This window comes from Bifidobacterium asteroides, from assembly GCF_003202695.1.
GTDB classification, from domain to species: Bacteria; Actinomycetota; Actinomycetes; order Actinomycetales; family Bifidobacteriaceae; genus Bombiscardovia; species Bombiscardovia asteroides_G.
On sequence record NZ_QGLL01000008.1, the window covers coordinates 210,421 to 228,221 of the forward strand.

Here is a 17,801-nt window from a genome sequence, read left to right on the forward strand (position 1 = left end):
TGGTTGGTTGACGGCTTGAATTCAACCAGCTGTTCAAGGCGGAAGGTCGAGGGGCATCAATCGGCCTTCCACTTTTCATCTTGCTCGACAAACAACAGCCTTCGCTTATCCGGCAATGGGAGCCTCCGCTGATGTCTTCTCTGCGGCAGATGATCCAGAGGCAGCTGCAGTTTCGGGCGACGAGGATGCCAGCGGCGTTGTCCAAGGATCCGAACCGTCGGCCCCCTCATCAATAGATGCTGCACCCGATTGAATCCTGGTGAAGGCGTCCTGTCCCCGGGCCAGGTCGTGACCGATGCCATCCGCCACCAAGACCAAACTGCTATGCGGCTGACCATCACTGGTCCACTCCTCCGTCACCAAGGAACCGGAAACCATGACCGGATCGCCCTTGTGCAGACAGGCTAGAGCATTGACCGCCAGAGTCCTGAAGGCCTTGACCGTCAGCCAGGTGGTCGGCTTTCGTTTCCATGCCCCAGCCGCAGCGTCGTAATAGGCTGGCGTAGACCCCAGTCTGAATGAGCAGACCGGTGTGGCCCCCGGCTGCCCCAGACGCGACGGCTGGGTCCCCATAAAACCAAAGACGGTCGTTTTTATTTCGTTGATGGACATACCGGTACACCTCTCTGTCGAAGTTATGAATTCAACGCTGTAAATTTGCCTGTCGATTCCTGGTCTTGCAGCGTTGAAGCCATTCGAGGAGGGTCGCCGACCAGGGCGGGGATAATCGGAGCGGGGGAAGGAACCAGCCCCGACCAGGAACCCTCCGTCGAACGGTGAATCCATCCTGCCTCCTCCCCAAGTCTCTGCACCTGACCTTCAGGCCATTGTGGTCGAACAGGCTCAGCCTGATTCGCATAGTGGACAAACCAACCCTTCTTCCATAAGAAACATGCAATAGGCCTATTGCTGGGTAGACCTATTTTCATTAGGTACAGCAAAGCGGATTTACCCATTCATGATGAAAAGTCGAGAACAGAGGGAAAGGATGATATCGAAAAACGCTGTATTATCTGTGTTGTGACAGTACTTGCCATGTTGGCAACATTGTCTCCAATGACCGCCCATGCAAGCACCGTCATTCCAAAGACGGATGCTGCCACATCATTATTAGCTGACACTCTCTCCACTGGTAAAAAGCTAAAATGGCGGAAACATCTTATTCAGTATTGCACTTATGATTACCATCTGATTTGTGGTGCGCCAGGAAACTGTAAATCCGATGGAATATCCGCATCGTGAGCGCGACTAAGTGCCGATTTCTCTGTCGCATTTACAGGTTTCCCTGTTGAACGGACGGCTTGGATGCAGGTAAACGTCAGTGGCGATAATACCTGAACGACTCATAATCAGTGATTATTCAAGGAAAGAAATCGCACAACATAATTGCAGGAGCAAATGCGAGCGTAATAAAGATAGCGGTAGTCGCCCTACTTGTCACCTTGTTGGTCCGATGCTTCAGGAAGAACAGAACACAGCACAAATAAATCCTGACAATAGCTTATGGGCAGCTCGTGCTTTTGATTCCTATGATTTCATCACCGGTAATGGGTGGCGGCTTGTCTTATATATAATAAGCAGCCACCCATTATCTTTTCCCCGGCCGCTTTTCGTGATGTTGTCATGCTCCCTCATGAACACTCCATGTGAAGAGTCGTAACTGGTCACTATCTGTCAGGAAAAACACGCTGCTGCACATCAATAACGAAGGCGCATGCAAAGAGAACGAGGGACTCAGGCAATTCCTTTCCTAACAGGAGAAGTCGCAGCTCTCCTCGAACAGTCGCCCAGGCGCGAATGTTCTTGTCGAGGCTCATGCGCAGATGTAAAGGCTGGGCGAATGATCGGCGAGAGGAGGAAGACTCCAGGGCGAGCAGTGTCCGAGGATGCCATTCACTCGGCGTATCTCGATGAAGGCATGATCATCGATGCTTGCCATGCCGACGAAGAGTACGTCAACGGAATCCAAAGCCGGATTCGAAATGCCCCTTTCACTGCCCAGGGCCATCGAGCATTGGTCCTGGGCTAAACTGTGAGAGCAGATACATCGGTACGGTTTGGAAGGACCCGCAGTCATGGTTCACACGCTGGTCAGTTGGAATATCGATTCGCTCAACGCCGCTCTGCTGGGCAAGAGCAGCCGCAGCGTCCTCTCCCTGAAGGTGGTGGAGACCATTCGAGATCTGGATCCTGATGTCGTAGCCATCCAGGAGACCAAACTCAACGGTGATCAGAAGAAATCCGCAGGCATCCTTAATGCGCTCATGCGCTATTTCCCCGATTACCAGGAGGTGGACCGCCGCTCCGAGGCCCCGGCCCGCACAGGCTATGCAGGCACGCTCATGCTCTACCGCAAGAGCCTGCCGGAGCCTACCGTGACCCGACCCCGCATCGGCGCTCCAGACACCATGGACGACGAGGGCCGCATGCTCACACTGGAGTTCCCGGACTGCTTCGTGACTACGGTCTACACCCCCAATTCAGGATCGGGACTGGTTAGGCTTAAGCCGCGCGGCGTCTGGGACGATTGCTACCGCCGCTACCTGCAGGAACTGGATGCCCGCAAGCCGGTCCTGGCATGTGGCGACTTCAACGTGGCCCACGAGGAGATTGACATCGCCAACCCGGCCTCCAACCACCATTCCGCCGGTTTCACCGATCAGGAGCGTGAGAAGTTCGGCCTTCTGCTGGACGCAGGCTTCACCGACACCTTCCGAAAGATCCATGGCGATGCCGCCGGCTTCTATGATGACCATCGCAGCGTCTACACCTGGTTCGCCCAGCGGGCCCCAAAGAGCAAGATCAACAACTCCGGCTGGCGCATCGACTACTGGCTGACATCCAACCGGATCGCTGACCAGGTCAGCACCAGCGAACCCGTGGACACCGGCGAACGCCAGGACCACCTGCCCATTCTGCTGCGCATCTGACCGGATAGATTCCTGAGTCCAACCCAATACAACCAAAAGGGTGGGGCCTTGGTCGCGTGCATCATGACGTAACCAAGGTCTCACCTTTCTATATTTGTTGCGGTAAGCAACTATGAGTGCGGCATTAACTTACTGCAGGGCTGCAGCTCGATCTACGATCGCCTGAGCGGCCAGATCAGCCGGAACTGCTTGCACACCCGAACCGTCGCGATTGCGGATCTCAATGGTGCCATTGGCGATGGTGTCGCGACCTGCGATGGCGACCAGGGGCACTCCGATCAGCTCGGCATCCTTGAACTTGACCCCGGGAGATACCTTGGGACGGTCGTCGTAGATGACCTCCACGCCACGGCCCTCCAAGTCGGCGACCAGCTTCTCGGCGGCATCGAAGGCCTCCTGCTTCTTGCCGGTGGCCACCACATGGACCACAGCAGGAGCGACAGCCTTGGGCCATGCCAGACCCTTGTCATCGTGATGCATCTCAGCGATGCAGGCCAGCACGCGAGAGATGCCGATGCCGTAGCAGCCCATCCAGACTGGAACCGCCTTGCCGTTGCTGTCCAGGACCTTCAGCCCCAGTGCGTCAGAGTATTTCAGCCCTAGCTGGAAGACCTGTCCAATTTCCACGCCACGCTCAAAACTGAGCGGCCCGGAACCATCGGGACTCATATCTCCGTGACGGACCTCGGCGGCCTCCACCACTCCATCGGCTTGGAAGTCACGCCCATAGACCGCATTGGCCAGGTGCACGCCTTGAGCATCAGCCCCGGTCACCCAAGCTGAACCAGGGGCCACATGGGCGTCAAGGAAGTAACGGATATGGGCGGCGGACTCGATGTCCGAACGCTGCGGCCCCAGCACTCGGGGACCAATGTATCCTTTGACCAATTCTGGGTGGGAAGCCAGGTCAGCCTCATTGGCTTCTTCGACCTCGGCCGGGGCGAACTGGGCCTCCAGCCGTTTCATATCCACCTGACGGTCACCCGGCAGGCCGACTGCCACCAGTTCCCGCCAGCCCTCGGGATGGTCATCGTCCGCAGGGTGCTTGACGGCCACAATCAAGTTCTTCAGAGTATCAGCAGCGGTCCAGTCACGGCCGTCCTCACGAGGATGCAGCCGGTTGAACCGCTCCACCAGAGTGTCGATGGTGGTCGAGTCGGGGATGTCCAGCTCCTGCATGGCGGGAATCCTGGCATAGTCGACCGGGTCGGGACGCGGGGTGGTCAACGCCTCTACGTTCCATGCCTTCCCCGAGGGCGCCAAGGCAAAGGTGTCTTCGCCTATGGGCAGCGGAGCCAGGAACTCCTCGGATTCGGATCCTCCCATGGGCCCGGAGACCGCATGGACGATTACGTAATTGACCCCCAGACGCTTGAAGATTCGTTCATAGGCGCCGCGCTCATCCTGGTAGGCCTTCTTCAACCCCTCCTCATCCACAGTAAAGGAATAAGCGTCTTTCATAATGAACTCGCGACCCCTGATCAGCCCGGCGCGGGGACGGAACTCGTCGCGGTACTTGGTCTGGATCTGGTAGAGAACAACCGGCAGGTCCTTGTATGAGGAGTACATGTCCTTGACCAGAAGGGTGAACATCTCCTCATGGGTGGGAGCCAGCAGGTAATCAGCACCATGCCGATCCTGGAGGCGGAAGAGGTTCTCACCATACTCCTCCCAGCGATGGGTGGCTTCGTAGGGCTCACGAGGCAGCAGAGCCGGGAAGTGAACCTCTTGGGCGCCAATGCCGTCAATCTCCTCTCGGACTACGCTCTCGACCTTGTCGAGAACCTTCAGACCCAGCGGCAGCCATGTGAAAATGCCAGGGGCCACCTTACGGACGTATCCGGCCCGCTGCAGAAGTTTGGCCGAGTCCACATCGGCGTCGGCCGGATCCTCCCTGAGGGTCCGCAGAAAGAGGGTTGACATGCGCATGGCTTTGGTTCTCATACCTCCCAAAGATATGCGCGCAAAGGGACAAGCAGCCGCTGAAGATGCCACATGACAATTTGCAAAAACCGAGCCGGAAGCCAGGCGTCGCATATCGGCGAAGGTGGGCAAGTCCGCAACCTGGCATCTATCCATCCCAACGCCTCACCGTAACGAGAGCCAAGTTATAGTGGCTGTATATTGCACAGGCTTTCTGATTCACAGCGACAAGGCGGGCACCTATGTCATCAGAACCGAATATAACCATCCAGACCTTTGCCAACCTCGACGCGGAGCACATGGGACTCCTCCTGGAGGCAGACCCTTCAGCAGAGATGATCCATGACGTTTTCACCCATTCCTGCGCCTACGAAATTCGAGTGGGACAAGCTCTGGCCGGTGTCATGCTGCTTATCAGAGCGAATACGGACGCCTTGGAAATCGCCAATATCAGCGTGGACCGCGCTTACCGCAGACAAGGACTCGGAAGCAGATTAATAGACCGAGCCAAAATGGAGACCGTCAGGCTGGGTCTGAGAAGACTGGAAGTCGGCACCGGATCCACCAGTTTTGGAGCCCTTTGCTTTTACCAGACATGCGGATTGCGCATGGACCGCATTGAGCGGGATTATTTTGTAGACCGTTACGAGCAGGCCATTGTCGAGAACGGTATCACTCTTAAAGACATGGTCCGCCTGTCGTGGTTTCCTGAGCGACCCGAATGACCAAGCACTTGTTCGAGCTCACTGCCGGGCCAAAACCAGCAAAGGCGACCCTTCAGAAAAGCTGATCCTGGCTGAATTCGTCTTCTGGTTCCTGACCGACGGCGCGCTTGGTGAAGGACTCAGGACCTTCATCCTTCAGACGGGCGCAGGCCGCCTTGGACTCGGCCCTCAGGCCTGCATCCAGAACGACGGCATCGGGAGAGACCAGGAAGGCATGCTCATTGATGCCGGTCAGGTAGAGCCCATCCAGACTTTCCACACGGGAGAGGGCCACGTAGCCCATCCCTGGCGCGAAGGTCCGTCTCAGGTCCATGACTGCCCTATCCAGGGTCATCCCCTGAGACTTGTGAATAGTGATCCCCCAGGCGCAGCGCAACGGTACCTGGTTGACGGCAGCCAGAACCGTGTCTCCATCCATGGTCTCCCAGGCGGCAGGCTTCATGGTGACCACATTGCCGTTCTGGAAGGCGACGATCGGCCACCCTCCCTTGGCTGAGCTGGTGAATCCACTGACAGTGCCGATGGAACCGTTGACATACTGATGATCCTGGTCGTTGCGCAGGGCCATAACCGCCGCTCCGGTCTTGAGAGCCAAATCCTCGGGGGCCAGCATGTTCTTCTTCAGCCGCTCCACCAGTCTGGCCTCCCCTCGGGATGTGGCCTGATAATGATGGGCCTTCTCGTCGATGGATGCCAGGCGCTGGTCGTTGAGAGTGTCGGCCTGTTTGTTGACCGGAAAGAGGTGAACTGCCACCTGGCCGGGAGCGGGGACTGCGCCGACTCGGGCTGCCAGAACCTCATGGTCCTCCTGGGTTACGCCGCCCTCTCTGATATCGGTCAGGACGGTTAAAAGCTGGCCGTCATCCTGGCGGTGCTGCTCGGTCAGATAACAGATGATCGGGTCCAGCTCCTGCCAAACCAGTGATTCGGTGACGAACCCGTCCGGATTCTTGCCGGCCTGAGCGTAGCGTTCACGGGCTGCTTGGTATTCGGGGCTGGGCAGTATCCCTGCAGCTCGGTTGGACCGAGTCACCGGCGGCAGCTGGAAGAAGTCCCCGGAAAGGACCACCTGGATCCCTCCGAAAGGTTCGGGACTGTGACGAACAGCTCGGCAGGCCTGGTCCACCATATCGAAGAGCCAGGCGTGCAGCATAGAGACTTCGTCGATGACCAGGATGTCAGTGCCCTCAATCTGCCTGCGACGACGGGTCTTGATCCGCTTCACGAGCGATTCGGTCATACAGGTGGCGATTCCCACGCCGCTCCATGAGTGGATGGTCTGACCGTTGATGTGCGTGGCGGCGATGCCAGTCGAAGCGGTCACAGCCACAACCGCTCCGGCCTGCCGGGCCTGATGGACGAACTCGTTGAGCACAAAGGTCTTGCCTGACCCGGGAGCACCTGTGATGAAGGCATTGGCCCCCGCACTTAATATGGTCAAGGCTTCGGATTGCTGCATGCCTCCATGGTGCCACGTCAGAGGTACATGGCCACGACTGTCAGTAGTCGGTCTTCTCCGGCTTGTTGGCATCCTCTACCGGATTGCCGGACTCTTCGTAGTTACGCAGAAGGCTGCTTTGCTCAATCCGTTCCGCCCCGGCCCGGGACTGGGCTCGGTCGGGTCCGGGAGCCGGAACGAAGAACATGGAGCGGTAGTAGCGCAGCTCGTCCATGGACTCGATGATGTCGGCCAGAGCCCTGTGGCCGCCATGCTTGGCCGGCTTGTTCTTGTAGACGTCCGGGTACCAGCGGCGGGACAGCTCCTTGAGGGTGCTCACATCGATGACCCGGTAATGCAGCAGAGCCATCAGATCAGGCATGTACTTATCCAGGAACTTCTTGTCGGAACCCACGGAGTTGCCAGCCAGATGGGCCTTGCCGCTCTTGGGCAGGAAGGGCTTGACGTACTCGATCACCTGACGCTGGGCCTCTTCCAGGTCCAGACCAGTCTTCATCTCCTCGATCAGGCCGGAGGACGTGTGCATCTTCCTGACGAAGTCCCCCATATGATCCAGGGCCGCCTGGGAGGGCTTGATGACCAGATCGATGCCCTTGTCCAGGACCTTCATGTTGAAGTCGGTAGGCACCACGGAGACCTCGCACAATTCGTCATGGAAGATATCCAGACCGGTCATCTCGCAGTCTATCCAGATCATGCGGGATTCCTCCGCAGTGAAGGTCAGATCATTCTTATCGCTCATCTGTACGCCTTTCAGATCCGGGTCGCTCACCGGATCACTCCTTCCGCCGCCTTGGACGGAACATTACAAGATACCGCCAGCACATGACGGGCGAAGAATTTGCCTGCACAGCCGACCGTCCATGACTGATATGAGATATGCGATCGGCGCAGGTCCTGATGAGTTCCTGCGCCGATCGCCTGCCTAAACAGGCTTAGTTATGGAAGCCTGAGTAGTTGGGTGCCTCCTTGGTCATGACGATGTCATGGGGATGCGATTCGCGCAGACCGGCATCGGTGATCCGAATGAACCTGCCCTTGCGCTGCAGCTCGGGGATGGTGCGGGCACCGGTGTAGAACATGGTCTGATGCAGGCCGCCGACCAGCTCGTAGAGCACATAGTTGAGCGGGCCGCGGTAGGGCACCTCGCCCTCGACGCCCTCTGGCACCACCTTGTCGGAGCTGGTCACATCGGCCTGGAAATAGCGGTCCTTGGAGTAGCTCTTCTTGCCACGCGGGGCCATGGCGCCAAGCGATCCCATACCCCGATAGACCTTATACTGCTTGCCGTGCAGAAGCACCTTCTCCCCAGGGGCCTCCTGAGTGCCTGCCAGCAGACCGCCCAGCATGACCGAATCCGCGCCCGCCACGATGGCCTTGGCGATGTCTCCCGAGTAATGGATTCCGCCATCGGCGACCAGCGGGATCCCGGCAGGTCGGCAGGCCAGCGCAGCATCGTAGACGGCAGTCAGCTGGGGCACGCCCACACCGGCAACAACACGGGTGGTGCATATGGAACCGGGGCCCACACCGACCTTGACCGCGTCAACGCCAGCATCGATCAGAGCCTGGGCGCCCTCGCGGGTGGCCACGTTGCCGCCGATCACATCCACATGGTCGAAGGCGTGGTCAGCCTTGATCCGACGGATCATGTCCAGCATGAGCTTGGCGTGGCCATGCGCGGTGTCCACGACCAGAATGTCGACTCCGGCATCCGCCAGGGCAGTGATGCGCTGCCAGGCGTCACCAAAGAAGCCCACGGCTGCAGCCACACGAAGACGACCTCGCTCGTCCTTGGTGGCCTCGGGGTACTGCTCGGTCTTGACGAAGTCCTTGACGGTGATCAGCCCGGTCAGCTTGCCCTCGTCATCGACCAGGGGAAGCTTCTCCACCTTGTACTTGGCCAGAAGTTCGTGGGCGTCCTCCTTGGTAATGTCGGACGGGCCGGTGATCAGGTGATCCTTGGTCATGATGTCGCTGACCTTGAGCCGGTCGAAGTCAGCCGGATTGACAAAACGCATGTCTCGGTTGGTGATGATGCCTACCAGCTGCTGCCGACGATCCACTACAGGCAGGCCGGAGACCCTGTAGGTGGAGCAGAGCTTGTCCAGGTCGGTCAGAGTGGCATCTGGGGTGACGGTCAGAGGGTCGGAGATCATGCCGGACTCGGACCGCTTGACGATGTCGACCTGGTTGGCCTGATCCTCGATGCTGAGATTGCGGTGAAGGACGCCAATGCCGCCGTTGCGGGCCATAGCGACGGCCATAGTAGCCTCGGTGACGGTGTCCATGGCAGCCGAAAGCACCGGGGACTTCATCGTAATGTTCCGAGTCAGCCGAGTGGTGGTATCTACTTCGGAGGGGATGACATCGGATTCGTTGGGCAGCAGCAGGACGTCGTCATAAGCCAGACCTATTTTCTGGAAGGCGTCAGGGAGTTGAGTGTAGGAGGAAGATTCGCTTTGTGGGTTTTCCTTAGCCATAGAACCATGTTACAAGTGCTTCTTGACTGTTCCAAGCACCGTGTCCATGAGCTGTGAATCGATGAATCAGTCATCCTTGTCCTTATCGTCCCGGCGGCTCTTGCGATGTCGGAGAGGTCTGGCCGCATGCTGTGATCCCTGGGCTGCCAGAATAGCGTTCTCGCGTCTGATTTCGGGAAGACGGCGACGGTAGTAAGGGTAAAGGGTGGCGAAAGTCAGCAATATGGCGGCCAGGGTCAGGCCGATCAGGACATATCTCAGAGGGAAGAAGAGAATGAAGAGCGAGCCAAAGGCTATCAGCGCCGCCCAGCCCCAAAGAATAAGGACCGCGGACCGAACCGTGTGACCAATGCGCAGCATGCGGTGGTGCAGATGCATACGGTCGGGGTGCATAGGCGATTGCCCGTGGCTGAGCCGTCGGACAATAGCCAGGCACATGTCCAGAACAGGCAGGAAAAGCACCAAAATAGGCAGAAGAATGGGCATGAAGGCCGGCAGATAGATGCTGGCGTGAATGGTTGCAGGATCCAGCCTGCCAGTGACCACAATGGAGGCACAGGTAATCAGGTATCCCAGCAGCATGGATCCGGAGTCACCCATGAAGAGCTTGGCCGGATGCCAGTTGTGAAGAAGAAATCCCACGCAAATGCCCACCATAGCCACATCGATCAGCGTGGCCAGGGATGCATAGTCGGGCGATATGCGGGCGATGATATAGGAGTAAATAGCGAAGGCGATGCCCCCGATGGCCACGATGCCTGCCGCCAGACCATCCAGTCCATCAACAAAGTTGACCGCATTGATTGAGGCCACGATCAGGAAGGCTGTGATGGCCATGGACAGGCTGGGCGAGGCCGCCACCAGGGAGCCCAGAGGCAGGGAGATGATCTGAATCCCGCCCCAGGAGACGAAGACCGAGATCAACAGCTGTCCAGCCAGTTTGAGCATCCAGTCCAAGTCCCAGAGATCGTCGGCCATGCCTAGCAGGCAGATACCCACGGCACCGGCCAGAATGACCCAGGCCTGATGGCCGGACTGAAAGAGGCCGGTGATGAAGGGAATGCGGGAAGCGAAACACATGGCCACAGCAAAACCGATCAGCATGCCCAAGCCGCCCATACGGGCAGTGGGCACCTTATGAACGTCGCGAGGGCGGACCGCACCTACGGCACCGACCCGGATAGCGAGATGACGAACCATGGGCATAACCAGCCAGGTGGCCCCACCAGCGATGGCAGCAATGAACAGATAAACCCTCACTGGCCCTCCCCTCCGCCTGACCGGCCTGACAGAAGAGCACGGACCCGCGCCTCGCCTATGACGCCCTGCCGCAGCACATGTATTCCGTCAGGATCAGCCTTGTCGGCGGCCACGACCGTGCTAGCCACTGAGCCGGGAGTCGGCCCCCCATCCAAGTAGAGATCGACGCTGTCGCCCAGTTCAGCTCTGGCCTGTTGAACAGTCTCAACGCTGGGATTGCCTGATCGATTGGCGCTGGAAGCGGCCAAGGCTCCAGTCACCTGCAGGAGTGCCCGACAGATAGACGAGTCAGGCACTCTGACGGCCTGTGTGGGGCCATTGGGCTCCATCCGAGGGGTGCGCAGAGGACAGGACCTCCCTACGAGGGCAATGGGCGAAAAAGGACCCGGCAGCAGCGCATCGGCCAGGCGATCCAGAGGTGCAGGCAGGCGAAGATCCAGCCGGTCAATGGCCTTCACCCCATTCAGAAGCACCTGAATGGACTTGGTCCTGGGACGATGCTTGGCCCGGAAGAGCCGATCGATGGCCTTGTCGTTGCATGGATCACAGACGATGCCATAAACCGTGTCGGTAGGAATGACCGCGAGTCCACCGGCGTCCACTACCTGGGCCAGCAACTGCGGCGACCGACTGTCATAGGTCATCACCCGGCTCATATCCTGCATCACGACCTCTCGGTTGGACATGTTCATGTGACCAGCTACTAATCTATCCCAGGACCACGGCAGGCCGCCAGGATGCAAGGAACCGCAGACCAACGACCACTCAGGCTGGCCGCCGGGCTGTCAGGTAGCGGTCTCGACCAGCCAGATCCTGATGGGTGCGTGCCTCAAGGTACCCCCGCTCCAATGCGGCAGCGATCATGGCCGGTCCCTGGGAGGCATCATGTTCCATAACCAGCAGACCACCGGGGGCCAGCAAAATCATGGCCCTGTCCAGAATGCGGCAGGGTAGGAGGCATCCGTCAGGCGAACCGCCATAGAGGGCCAGGTCCGGATCCCAGTCACGCACTTCGGTCTGGCTGGGAGTCGCATCCATGGGAACGTAGGGAGGGTTGCTAATGACTAGATCGACTTGGGAATCCAAATCAGACAGGGTGGCAGAATCCGTGGCATCAGCCAGCAGCAGATGATAGTCGGAGCCAGCATCCCGGATAGCAGCCTCCTGAGCGGTGGCGTTTAACACTCCCCACTGATATGCCTCCTTGTCAATCTCCACGGCCCGAACCCGCACCCCCGGAATCTCTGTGGCCAGGGACAGGCCGATGGCCCCGCTGCCAGAGCACAGGTCCACTGCCAGTGGATGATCCACTCCAGTCAAGGCATCCACTCCCGCCTGGACTACCGTTTCGGTCTCAGGACGTGGAATAAAGACACCCGGCCCCAAACGAAGATCCAAATAACGGAAGTAGGCATGACCAAGAATATATTGCAGGGGTTCGCGTCCGGCACGCCGTTGCAGATAGGACCAATAACGATCCAGGGCCACCGACCGGGAACCATCAGCGCATATGCGACCAGCACCTTTTGTCAGCAATTCCTCTACCGTACGGTTCAAAAGCAGACACTGATCCAGCTGGTGAAGATCGCACCCAAGGGCTTCGGCCAGGATCAGCCTTGCGTCATTGAGCGGAGTAGACACACCTGCCTGGGTCAGCAGGCGATGGCCCCTATCAACCAGCTCGGCCAGACTGGTCTCACGCCCCTGTCGATTCACTCCTGCGAAGCCATCCTGCGGGCCTCATCCGCTTGAATGTCAGAGTCGATGACGGCCTGCAGATCGCCGTCCAGCACCTGTTCCAGGTTGTAGGCCTTGTAGCCGGTACGGTGATCCACAATCCGGCTCTCGGGGAAGTTGTAGGTCCTGATACGCTCGGACCGATCCAGAGAGCGAACCTGGGAATGGCGCATGTCTGCGGCCTGGGCGGCCTCCTCTTCGTGCTTCATGGCCAGCAGACGGGACTTGAGCACCCTCAGGGCGGCCTGACGATTCTGTATCTGGGATTTCTCATCCTGCATGGAGACCACGATGCCGGTGGGAATATGGGTCATGCGCACAGCCGAGTAAGTAGTGTTGACGGACTGTCCTCCAGGGCCGGAGCTCATAAAGATGTCAACCTTGAGGTCCTTGGGGTCAATCTCGATCTCGTCGTCGTCCTCGTCGGCCTCTGGAAAGACAATGACCCCAGCGGCTGAAGTCTGAATGCGGCCCTGGGACTCGGTGACGGGAATGCGCTGAACCCGATGCACGCCGCCCTCGTACTTGAGCGAGGCCCAGACGCCATCGGCCGGAGCCACCTGTCCGCGAGCGCGAATGGCCAGCTGAGCATCCTTGACTCCGCCCAGCTGAGTGCGGTTCTCACTCATGATCTCGGTGGTCCAACCGCGTTTTTCGGCATAACGCACATACATACGCATCAGATCGCCAGCGAAGAGGGCCGCCTCCTCGCCGCCGCTGCCAGCCTTGATCTCCATGATCGTATCGCGGCCATCATCGGGGTCACGCGGAATAAGAGCGGTGCGCAGGGTCTGTTCCAGATCCGGTATGCGATCAGCCATGGCCTTGGCCTCTTCTGCGAAGTCGGGATCCTCACCTGCCATCTGTTCTGCCGCCTGGCTGTCCTCCAAGGCGCTTTGATAGGCCCGGTAGGCTTCAACGATGGGAGCGAGCTCAGCATGTCTTCGGCCCAATTTGCGGATCTGCGCCGGATCTGAAGCCGTTTCGGGCTGACTCATCTGCTTTTCCAAGCGATCGTACTCCTCGACGGCAGCCACCGCCGCCGGAAACTGCTCCTCGCTCATCGACACCCTTCCCGTCCGCTCATCCACATGGTTCAAGTCATAAAAAACGCCAGTCCCCGCCGGGCATAGCAGAGCGACCCGGAAGGGACTGGCGTTGAAAGTGCTACTTGGTCCTCTTGCCGTAACGGGCTTCGAACCGAGCCACGCGACCACCGGTGTCCAGAATCTTCTGCTTGCCGGTGTAGAAGGGGTGGCAGTGCGAGCAGACATCAACCGTCATATGATCGCCGGGAGCGGTCGAACGGGTGATGAAGGTATTGCCGCACGAGCACGTGACCTCAACGGGATGATAATCGGGATGAATTCCCTGCTTCATGGTTACTCCTAGAGTCAAGGGCCCCGGGTCGACCGCCCCTATGGCGGACGTGAACCGGCAACCGCGTAATAGTCTAGCGCAACCCGGGGAGATTACCGCATCCTTGCGCCACACGCCGAATCCTTCAACCGGGGTGGCTGGTCGGGCTTCCTTTAGAATCGAACAGTCGGACTGATCGGCCCGGCAAGGCAACAAAGGAGGGCAGCAATGCGGCAGGAAGTGGCGTTCGTTACGGGTGCGGCTCAAGGGATCGGCGAGGCTATTGCCCGCCGGCTGGCCAAGGACGGGTTCGCCGTGGCCGTGGCGGACATGAATACAGACAAGGCCCAGGCGGTGGCCGACTCCATCAATCAATCAGACGGACGGGCCATGGCAGTCACCCTGGACGTGACCAATCGCGTCCAGGTGCGCTCCGCCGTCGAGAAGACGGTCACAAAGCTGGGCGACTTCAATGTGATCGTGAACAACGCTGGCTTGGGGCCGACCACCCCTATCGAGTCCATCACTCCGGAATTGTTCGACAAGGTCTACCACGTCAACGTGGCAGGAACCATCTGGGGGATGCAGGCCGCCATTCAGGCCTTCCGTGATCGAGGCCACGGGGGCAAGATCATCAACGCCACCAGCCAGGCAGGGGTGGTGGGCAACCCCAGTTTGATGCTCTATTCCTCCACTAAGTTCGCCATCCGAGGCCTGACTCAGGTGGCTGCACGCGATCTGGCCAAGGAGGGCATCACCGCCAACGCCTACGCGCCCGGCATCGTCAAGACGCCCATGATGATGGACATCGCTCATCAGGTGGGGGTCAACGCCGGAAAGGACGACGAGTGGGGCATGTCCACCTTCTCTAACGGCATCGCCTTAGGACGGCTTTCCGAGCCGGAAGACGTGGCCAATGCCGTAGCCTTTCTAGCTGGACACGACTCTGACTACGTAACCGGCCAGACCCTGATCGTGGACGGCGGCATGCAGTTCCAGTGAGCCTCTGATAGAAATTCGGCCGCATATGATGGACCCCCGCCTATAGGTTCCGCCCGACGGCGAGGGCCCATGATCATTCAGGCGTTGAAGACGTACCTGTCCAAACGGCCCATCGCTTCCTGGACCCGGCTCAAAGGCAGCGCCAGATTCATTCGGATGGCACAGGGAGCCTTGAACTGCCGCCCATCCTGAACGGCCACGCCCACATCCCAGGCACGCTTGAGCAGCTGGTCCAGGCCCAGATCGTGGTCCTTGCACCATTGCGTGCAATCAAGGAAGAGCATGTAGGTGCCCTGCGGCTTGGAGAGCTCGACTCCCCTGAAATGCTGCCGGATGTAGTCGAAGGCATAGTCCACATTTCCGGTCAGGACCTGCCGGAGTTCATCCACCCATTCCTGGCCCTGTGGCTTGTAGGCTCCGATCAGCGCATGCATGGACAGCACGTTCATGTCGTTGTAGTGGGCCTTTGACCCCTTAGCCACGATCCTGTCGCGCAGGTACTTGTTATAGATGATGTGGTAGGAGCCGACCAGCCCGGCCAGGTTGAAGGTCTTGCTGGGCGCATAGAAGGCAGCCGTTCTGTTCCGTGCATCCTCGCTGACCGACTGGGTGGGAATGTGCTTGTTGCCTGCCAGGATCAGGTCTGACCATATCTCGTCGGAGATGACTACGCAGTCGTTCTCCTTGTAGACCTCCATGGCCTTCTCGATCTCCCACCTCTCCCAGACGCGGCCGCAGGGGTTGTGCGGGCTGCAGAAGACAGCGACATGGATGCTGTTCTCCTTGAGCTTGCGGTCCATGTCCTCAAAATCCATGCGCCAAATACCCTGCTGATCCCTTTTCAACGGGCTGTGCACAATGTGGTAGCCATTGTTCTCGATGCAGGACGTAAAGCCGACATAGGTCGGGCTGTGAAGCAAAACCGCATCACCGGGAGCCGCAAAGGCAGTCAGGGTGGAGACCACCCCGCCCAGAACCCCATTCTCATAGCCGATGTCCTCTGCCGTCAGACCCTCCACACCATTGCGGATGCGCTGCCAGTCAATAATTGCATCGTAGTATTCATCAGAGGGATCGAAATAGCCGAAAGCCGGATGCTTGGCTCGTTCGATGATGGCCTCGGGTATGGTCGGCACCGTAGGGAAATTCATATCGGCCACCCACATGGGGATGACGTCGTAGCCTTCCTTGGGAGGGTCGGGGGCGAATCCAGGCTCGGCGCCCAGGCCGTCAACAGCAATGGCGTCCTTGCCGTGCCTATCCATGATGCTGGTGAAATCGTAAGTCATAGTCAACCTCTCATCCCGTGCTGATCCGCTCACAGCGACCTTCCGCCAGTTTACAGCTGTGGTCTGGTTCTGAGTGTTCGGTTCCAACGGCAAAACGACGATGGCGCTATCTGCCTTGAGCCAGCTTATGAGGGTGCTCAGCATGATGAAAGAGTCGAAGCCGGTTTCATCTTCTCTACGGCCTTTCGCCCAACTGGCGGACTTCCTATGCGAAATCCTTGGGCCTGACACGAAAATGGTTCTTCAGAATGCCAAGGATGTCTCGCATCCGATGGTCGCCATCGCCAGCGGCCACTTGAGCGGACGCACCATAAGGCAGTCCCGCCACCGACCTGTTCCTGCGCATCTGACGGAACCATGAAGACGACCAGCGTGACTATCTGACCCATTACACTGGCTACGCCATCCAAGGATGCCCCATGGTCTCCTCTACCTTTTCCTGCGGAATGCAAAAGGACGGGTGATCTGCTTTCTCTGCATCAACACCGATAACTCCACCTTCCAGCGGGCCAGCCAGCAGCCAAGGCGGGCAGGCGCCTATCTGGATGCACTAGGACTGACCGGATCAGCCGTGAATCTTATGGACATGGAGACCCCGCCAGAGGAATCGGACACCCAACGCGTCCAGGCCAAACGGAATTCCAGTGCCGTCCATCCAAATGCCGGGATCGGGGCCGACCAATCGACTCATGAGGCGCTCTCAGTGAACACAGACGAACTGGTTACACATACCATCGCTGACTTCACCGCTGAGCTGGGTGTTCCTCCGACAAGAATGAGTCGACAGGAGCGGCTGCAGCTGATCACTCGCCTGGAGGGCTCGGAGTCTCTCTCATTAAGGGCGCAGTGGACACGGCTGCCAGGGCTCTAGGGGTCTCCTCCCCCAGCACCTGCCGCTATTTGCACACGACCCGCAATGCTGCTTCGGGCCCTCGATCAGAGCACTTCGGCTCGTCCTATTCAGCGTTGACACACCCCCTCTAGGGTGTATGATTAATAGTAGATATACGGGGGACGTATACATGAAGGACCTACAGGAGCTAAGCTGTTTTCAGTTCCAGAGGAGATGTACATGCGTATAGTTTCCCGATATATATCTACGACTCTTTTTCGAGCATGTTTCGTATTCTCTTCACCGATAAATTCGCATACTTAGCGGTTCTACGGAATCGCTTCCGGATCATTGTACTGTGCGTAGATCTTATGGCTGCCAGTATGTACGTCTGCTGGCATTCAAGCCTAGGTGCACGCCCGCAAATGCTCTATGATCCGACATAAAAAACGCGCCTAGCTCTTTTCCCCCGGCTTGCATGTGAAGCCATACATATTTGCATCGGCGGATCGTGGATGCTAGAGCTAGGCGGCGAAAGGACGGCCCCGGCAATAGCCGGGGCTGGTCCTTCTATTGAGCTTATCAAGAAAATTCTGAGTATAAAACCTTATTCATTCCGTTGGCAGTCATTGGAGACGAAAACCAGTGTTGGGATATGCTACCCCATTGACTGCAAGATCAATAGATAATGATCCTCCAATTCGTCCCACTAAAGTCACTGAAAACTTGTCGAAGCTTCCCAATGCTTGCTCTGCGGAACTTTCAAGGACTTGAATTCGGGACCGAACATTATGAGTCTTAT

16 protein-coding genes are annotated in these 17,801 nt (G+C 58.3%); 5 read left to right on the forward strand and 11 right to left on the reverse strand.

Annotated elements, in window-relative coordinates; translation table 11 throughout:
* Window positions 1-105 precede the first annotated feature (105 nt).
* Window positions 106-612: a single-stranded DNA-binding protein gene (locus tag DKK75_RS05640; RefSeq protein WP_181414481.1), complete on the reverse strand. Its 507-nt coding sequence runs from the start codon at window positions 610-612 to the stop codon at window positions 106-108.
* 1,463 nt (window positions 613-2,075) lie between these two features.
* On the opposite strand from DKK75_RS05640, the gene DKK75_RS05650 reads away from it, so the two are divergent.
* Window positions 2,076-2,930 (forward strand): exodeoxyribonuclease III, encoded by an 855-nt coding sequence (locus DKK75_RS05650; protein WP_110452468.1) that lies wholly within the window; start codon window positions 2,076-2,078, stop codon window positions 2,928-2,930.
* 129 nt (window positions 2,931-3,059) lie between these two features.
* Here DKK75_RS05650 and DKK75_RS05655 read toward each other — a convergent pair whose 3' ends face one another.
* Window positions 3,060-4,874: a proline--tRNA ligase gene (locus DKK75_RS05655; RefSeq protein WP_110452469.1), complete on the reverse strand. Its 1,815-nt coding sequence runs from the start codon at window positions 4,872-4,874 to the stop codon at window positions 3,060-3,062.
* A gap of 221 nt (window positions 4,875-5,095) precedes the next feature.
* Here DKK75_RS05655 and DKK75_RS05660 point away from each other — a divergent pair, with 221 nt between their 5' ends.
* Entirely contained in the window at window positions 5,096-5,578 is a 483-nt protein-coding gene (locus DKK75_RS05660; RefSeq protein WP_110452470.1) for a GNAT family N-acetyltransferase, read from the forward strand.
* 52 nt (window positions 5,579-5,630) lie between these two features.
* Here DKK75_RS05660 and DKK75_RS05665 read toward each other — a convergent pair whose 3' ends face one another.
* From DKK75_RS05665 to rpmE, 8 genes are all read right to left on the reverse strand, one after another.
* Complete coding sequence (locus tag DKK75_RS05665; protein WP_110452471.1) at window positions 5,631-7,037, reverse strand: PIF1 family DEAD/DEAH box helicase; 1,407 nt, start codon at window positions 7,035-7,037, stop codon at window positions 5,631-5,633.
* 40 nt (window positions 7,038-7,077) lie between these two features.
* The gene (gene orn, locus DKK75_RS05670; protein WP_110452563.1) at window positions 7,078-7,779 is read right to left on the reverse strand and encodes an oligoribonuclease; all 702 of its coding nucleotides are present in this window, start codon (window positions 7,777-7,779) and stop codon (window positions 7,078-7,080) included.
* Window positions 7,780-7,972: 193 nt separating this feature from the next.
* Window positions 7,973-9,520, reverse strand: coding sequence for an IMP dehydrogenase (gene guaB / locus DKK75_RS05675; protein WP_110452472.1), 1,548 nt, complete (start codon window positions 9,518-9,520; stop codon window positions 7,973-7,975).
* A 66-nt stretch (window positions 9,521-9,586) separates the two neighbouring features.
* Window positions 9,587-10,780, reverse strand: coding sequence for an MraY family glycosyltransferase (locus DKK75_RS05680; RefSeq protein WP_110452473.1), 1,194 nt, complete (start codon window positions 10,778-10,780; stop codon window positions 9,587-9,589).
* Complete coding sequence (locus DKK75_RS05685) at window positions 10,777-11,436, reverse strand: L-threonylcarbamoyladenylate synthase (RefSeq protein WP_181414489.1); 660 nt, start codon at window positions 11,434-11,436, stop codon at window positions 10,777-10,779. Before DKK75_RS05685 ends, DKK75_RS05680 begins: the two co-directional genes overlap by 4 nt.
* Window positions 11,437-11,545: 109 nt before the next feature.
* Entirely contained in the window at window positions 11,546-12,496 is a 951-nt protein-coding gene (prmC, locus tag DKK75_RS05690) for a peptide chain release factor N(5)-glutamine methyltransferase (protein ID WP_110452475.1), read from the reverse strand.
* On the reverse strand, window positions 12,493-13,581 hold the full coding sequence (gene prfA / locus DKK75_RS05695) for a peptide chain release factor 1 (RefSeq protein WP_110452476.1): 1,089 nt from the start codon (window positions 13,579-13,581) through the stop codon (window positions 12,493-12,495). The genes prmC and prfA overlap by 4 nt, the downstream gene beginning before the upstream one ends.
* Window positions 13,582-13,684: 103 nt before the next feature.
* Window positions 13,685-13,897, reverse strand: coding sequence for a 50S ribosomal protein L31 (rpmE, locus tag DKK75_RS05700; protein WP_015022244.1), 213 nt, complete (start codon window positions 13,895-13,897; stop codon window positions 13,685-13,687).
* Between the two features lie 207 nt (window positions 13,898-14,104).
* On the opposite strand from rpmE, the gene DKK75_RS05705 reads away from it, so the two are divergent.
* Entirely contained in the window at window positions 14,105-14,878 is a 774-nt protein-coding gene (locus tag DKK75_RS05705) for a (S)-acetoin forming diacetyl reductase (protein WP_110452477.1), read from the forward strand.
* Window positions 14,879-14,955: 77 nt separating this feature from the next.
* On the opposite strand, the gene DKK75_RS05710 is transcribed toward DKK75_RS05705, so the two are convergent.
* A complete protein-coding gene (locus DKK75_RS05710) occupies window positions 14,956-16,167 on the reverse strand; it encodes a MalY/PatB family protein (RefSeq protein WP_110452478.1) in 1,212 nt (403 codons plus the stop codon).
* A gap of 145 nt (window positions 16,168-16,312) precedes the next feature.
* Here DKK75_RS05710 and DKK75_RS08400 point away from each other — a divergent pair, with 145 nt between their 5' ends.
* Both DKK75_RS08400 and DKK75_RS05720 read left to right on the forward strand, forming a co-directional pair.
* On the forward strand, window positions 16,313-16,528 hold the full coding sequence (locus tag DKK75_RS08400; protein ID WP_375315006.1) for a PAS domain-containing protein: 216 nt from the start codon (window positions 16,313-16,315) through the stop codon (window positions 16,526-16,528).
* 99 nt (window positions 16,529-16,627) lie between these two features.
* Window positions 16,628-17,038 carry a hypothetical protein gene (locus DKK75_RS05720; RefSeq protein ID WP_110452480.1) on the forward strand — a complete coding sequence of 137 codons (411 nt, stop codon included), beginning with the start codon at window positions 16,628-16,630 and terminating at the stop codon, window positions 17,036-17,038.
* Window positions 17,039-17,801 lie beyond the last annotated feature (763 nt).

Bases quoted from the DNA above. Each gene is read 5' to 3' on its own strand.
- DKK75_RS05685 (WP_181414489.1), bottom strand. From the start codon at position 11,436: ATGAGCCGGGTGATGACCTATGACAGTCGGTCGCCGCAGTTGCTGGCC.
- guaB (WP_110452472.1), bottom strand. From the start codon at position 9,520: ATGGCTAAGGAAAACCCACAAAGCGAATCTTCCTCCTACACTCAACTC.
- prfA (WP_110452476.1), bottom strand. From the start codon at position 13,581: ATGAGCGAGGAGCAGTTTCCGGCGGCGGTGGCTGCCGTCGAGGAGTAC.
- orn (WP_110452563.1), bottom strand. From the start codon at position 7,779: ATGAGCGATAAGAATGATCTGACCTTCACTGCGGAGGAATCCCGCATG.
- DKK75_RS05655 (WP_110452469.1), bottom strand. From the start codon at position 4,874: ATGAGAACCAAAGCCATGCGCATGTCAACCCTCTTTCTGCGGACCCTC.
- DKK75_RS05660 (WP_110452470.1), top strand. From the start codon at position 5,096: ATGTCATCAGAACCGAATATAACCATCCAGACCTTTGCCAACCTCGAC.
- DKK75_RS05710 (WP_110452478.1), bottom strand. From the start codon at position 16,167: ATGACTTACGATTTCACCAGCATCATGGATAGGCACGGCAAGGACGCC.
- DKK75_RS08400 (WP_375315006.1), top strand. From the start codon at position 16,313: ATGAAAGAGTCGAAGCCGGTTTCATCTTCTCTACGGCCTTTCGCCCAA.
- DKK75_RS05705 (WP_110452477.1), top strand. From the start codon at position 14,105: ATGCGGCAGGAAGTGGCGTTCGTTACGGGTGCGGCTCAAGGGATCGGC.
- DKK75_RS05665 (WP_110452471.1), bottom strand. From the start codon at position 7,037: ATGCAGCAATCCGAAGCCTTGACCATATTAAGTGCGGGGGCCAATGCC.
- DKK75_RS05650 (WP_110452468.1), top strand. From the start codon at position 2,076: ATGGTTCACACGCTGGTCAGTTGGAATATCGATTCGCTCAACGCCGCT.
- DKK75_RS05640 (WP_181414481.1), bottom strand. From the start codon at position 612: ATGTCCATCAACGAAATAAAAACGACCGTCTTTGGTTTTATGGGGACC.
- rpmE (WP_015022244.1), bottom strand. From the start codon at position 13,897: ATGAAGCAGGGAATTCATCCCGATTATCATCCCGTTGAGGTCACGTGC.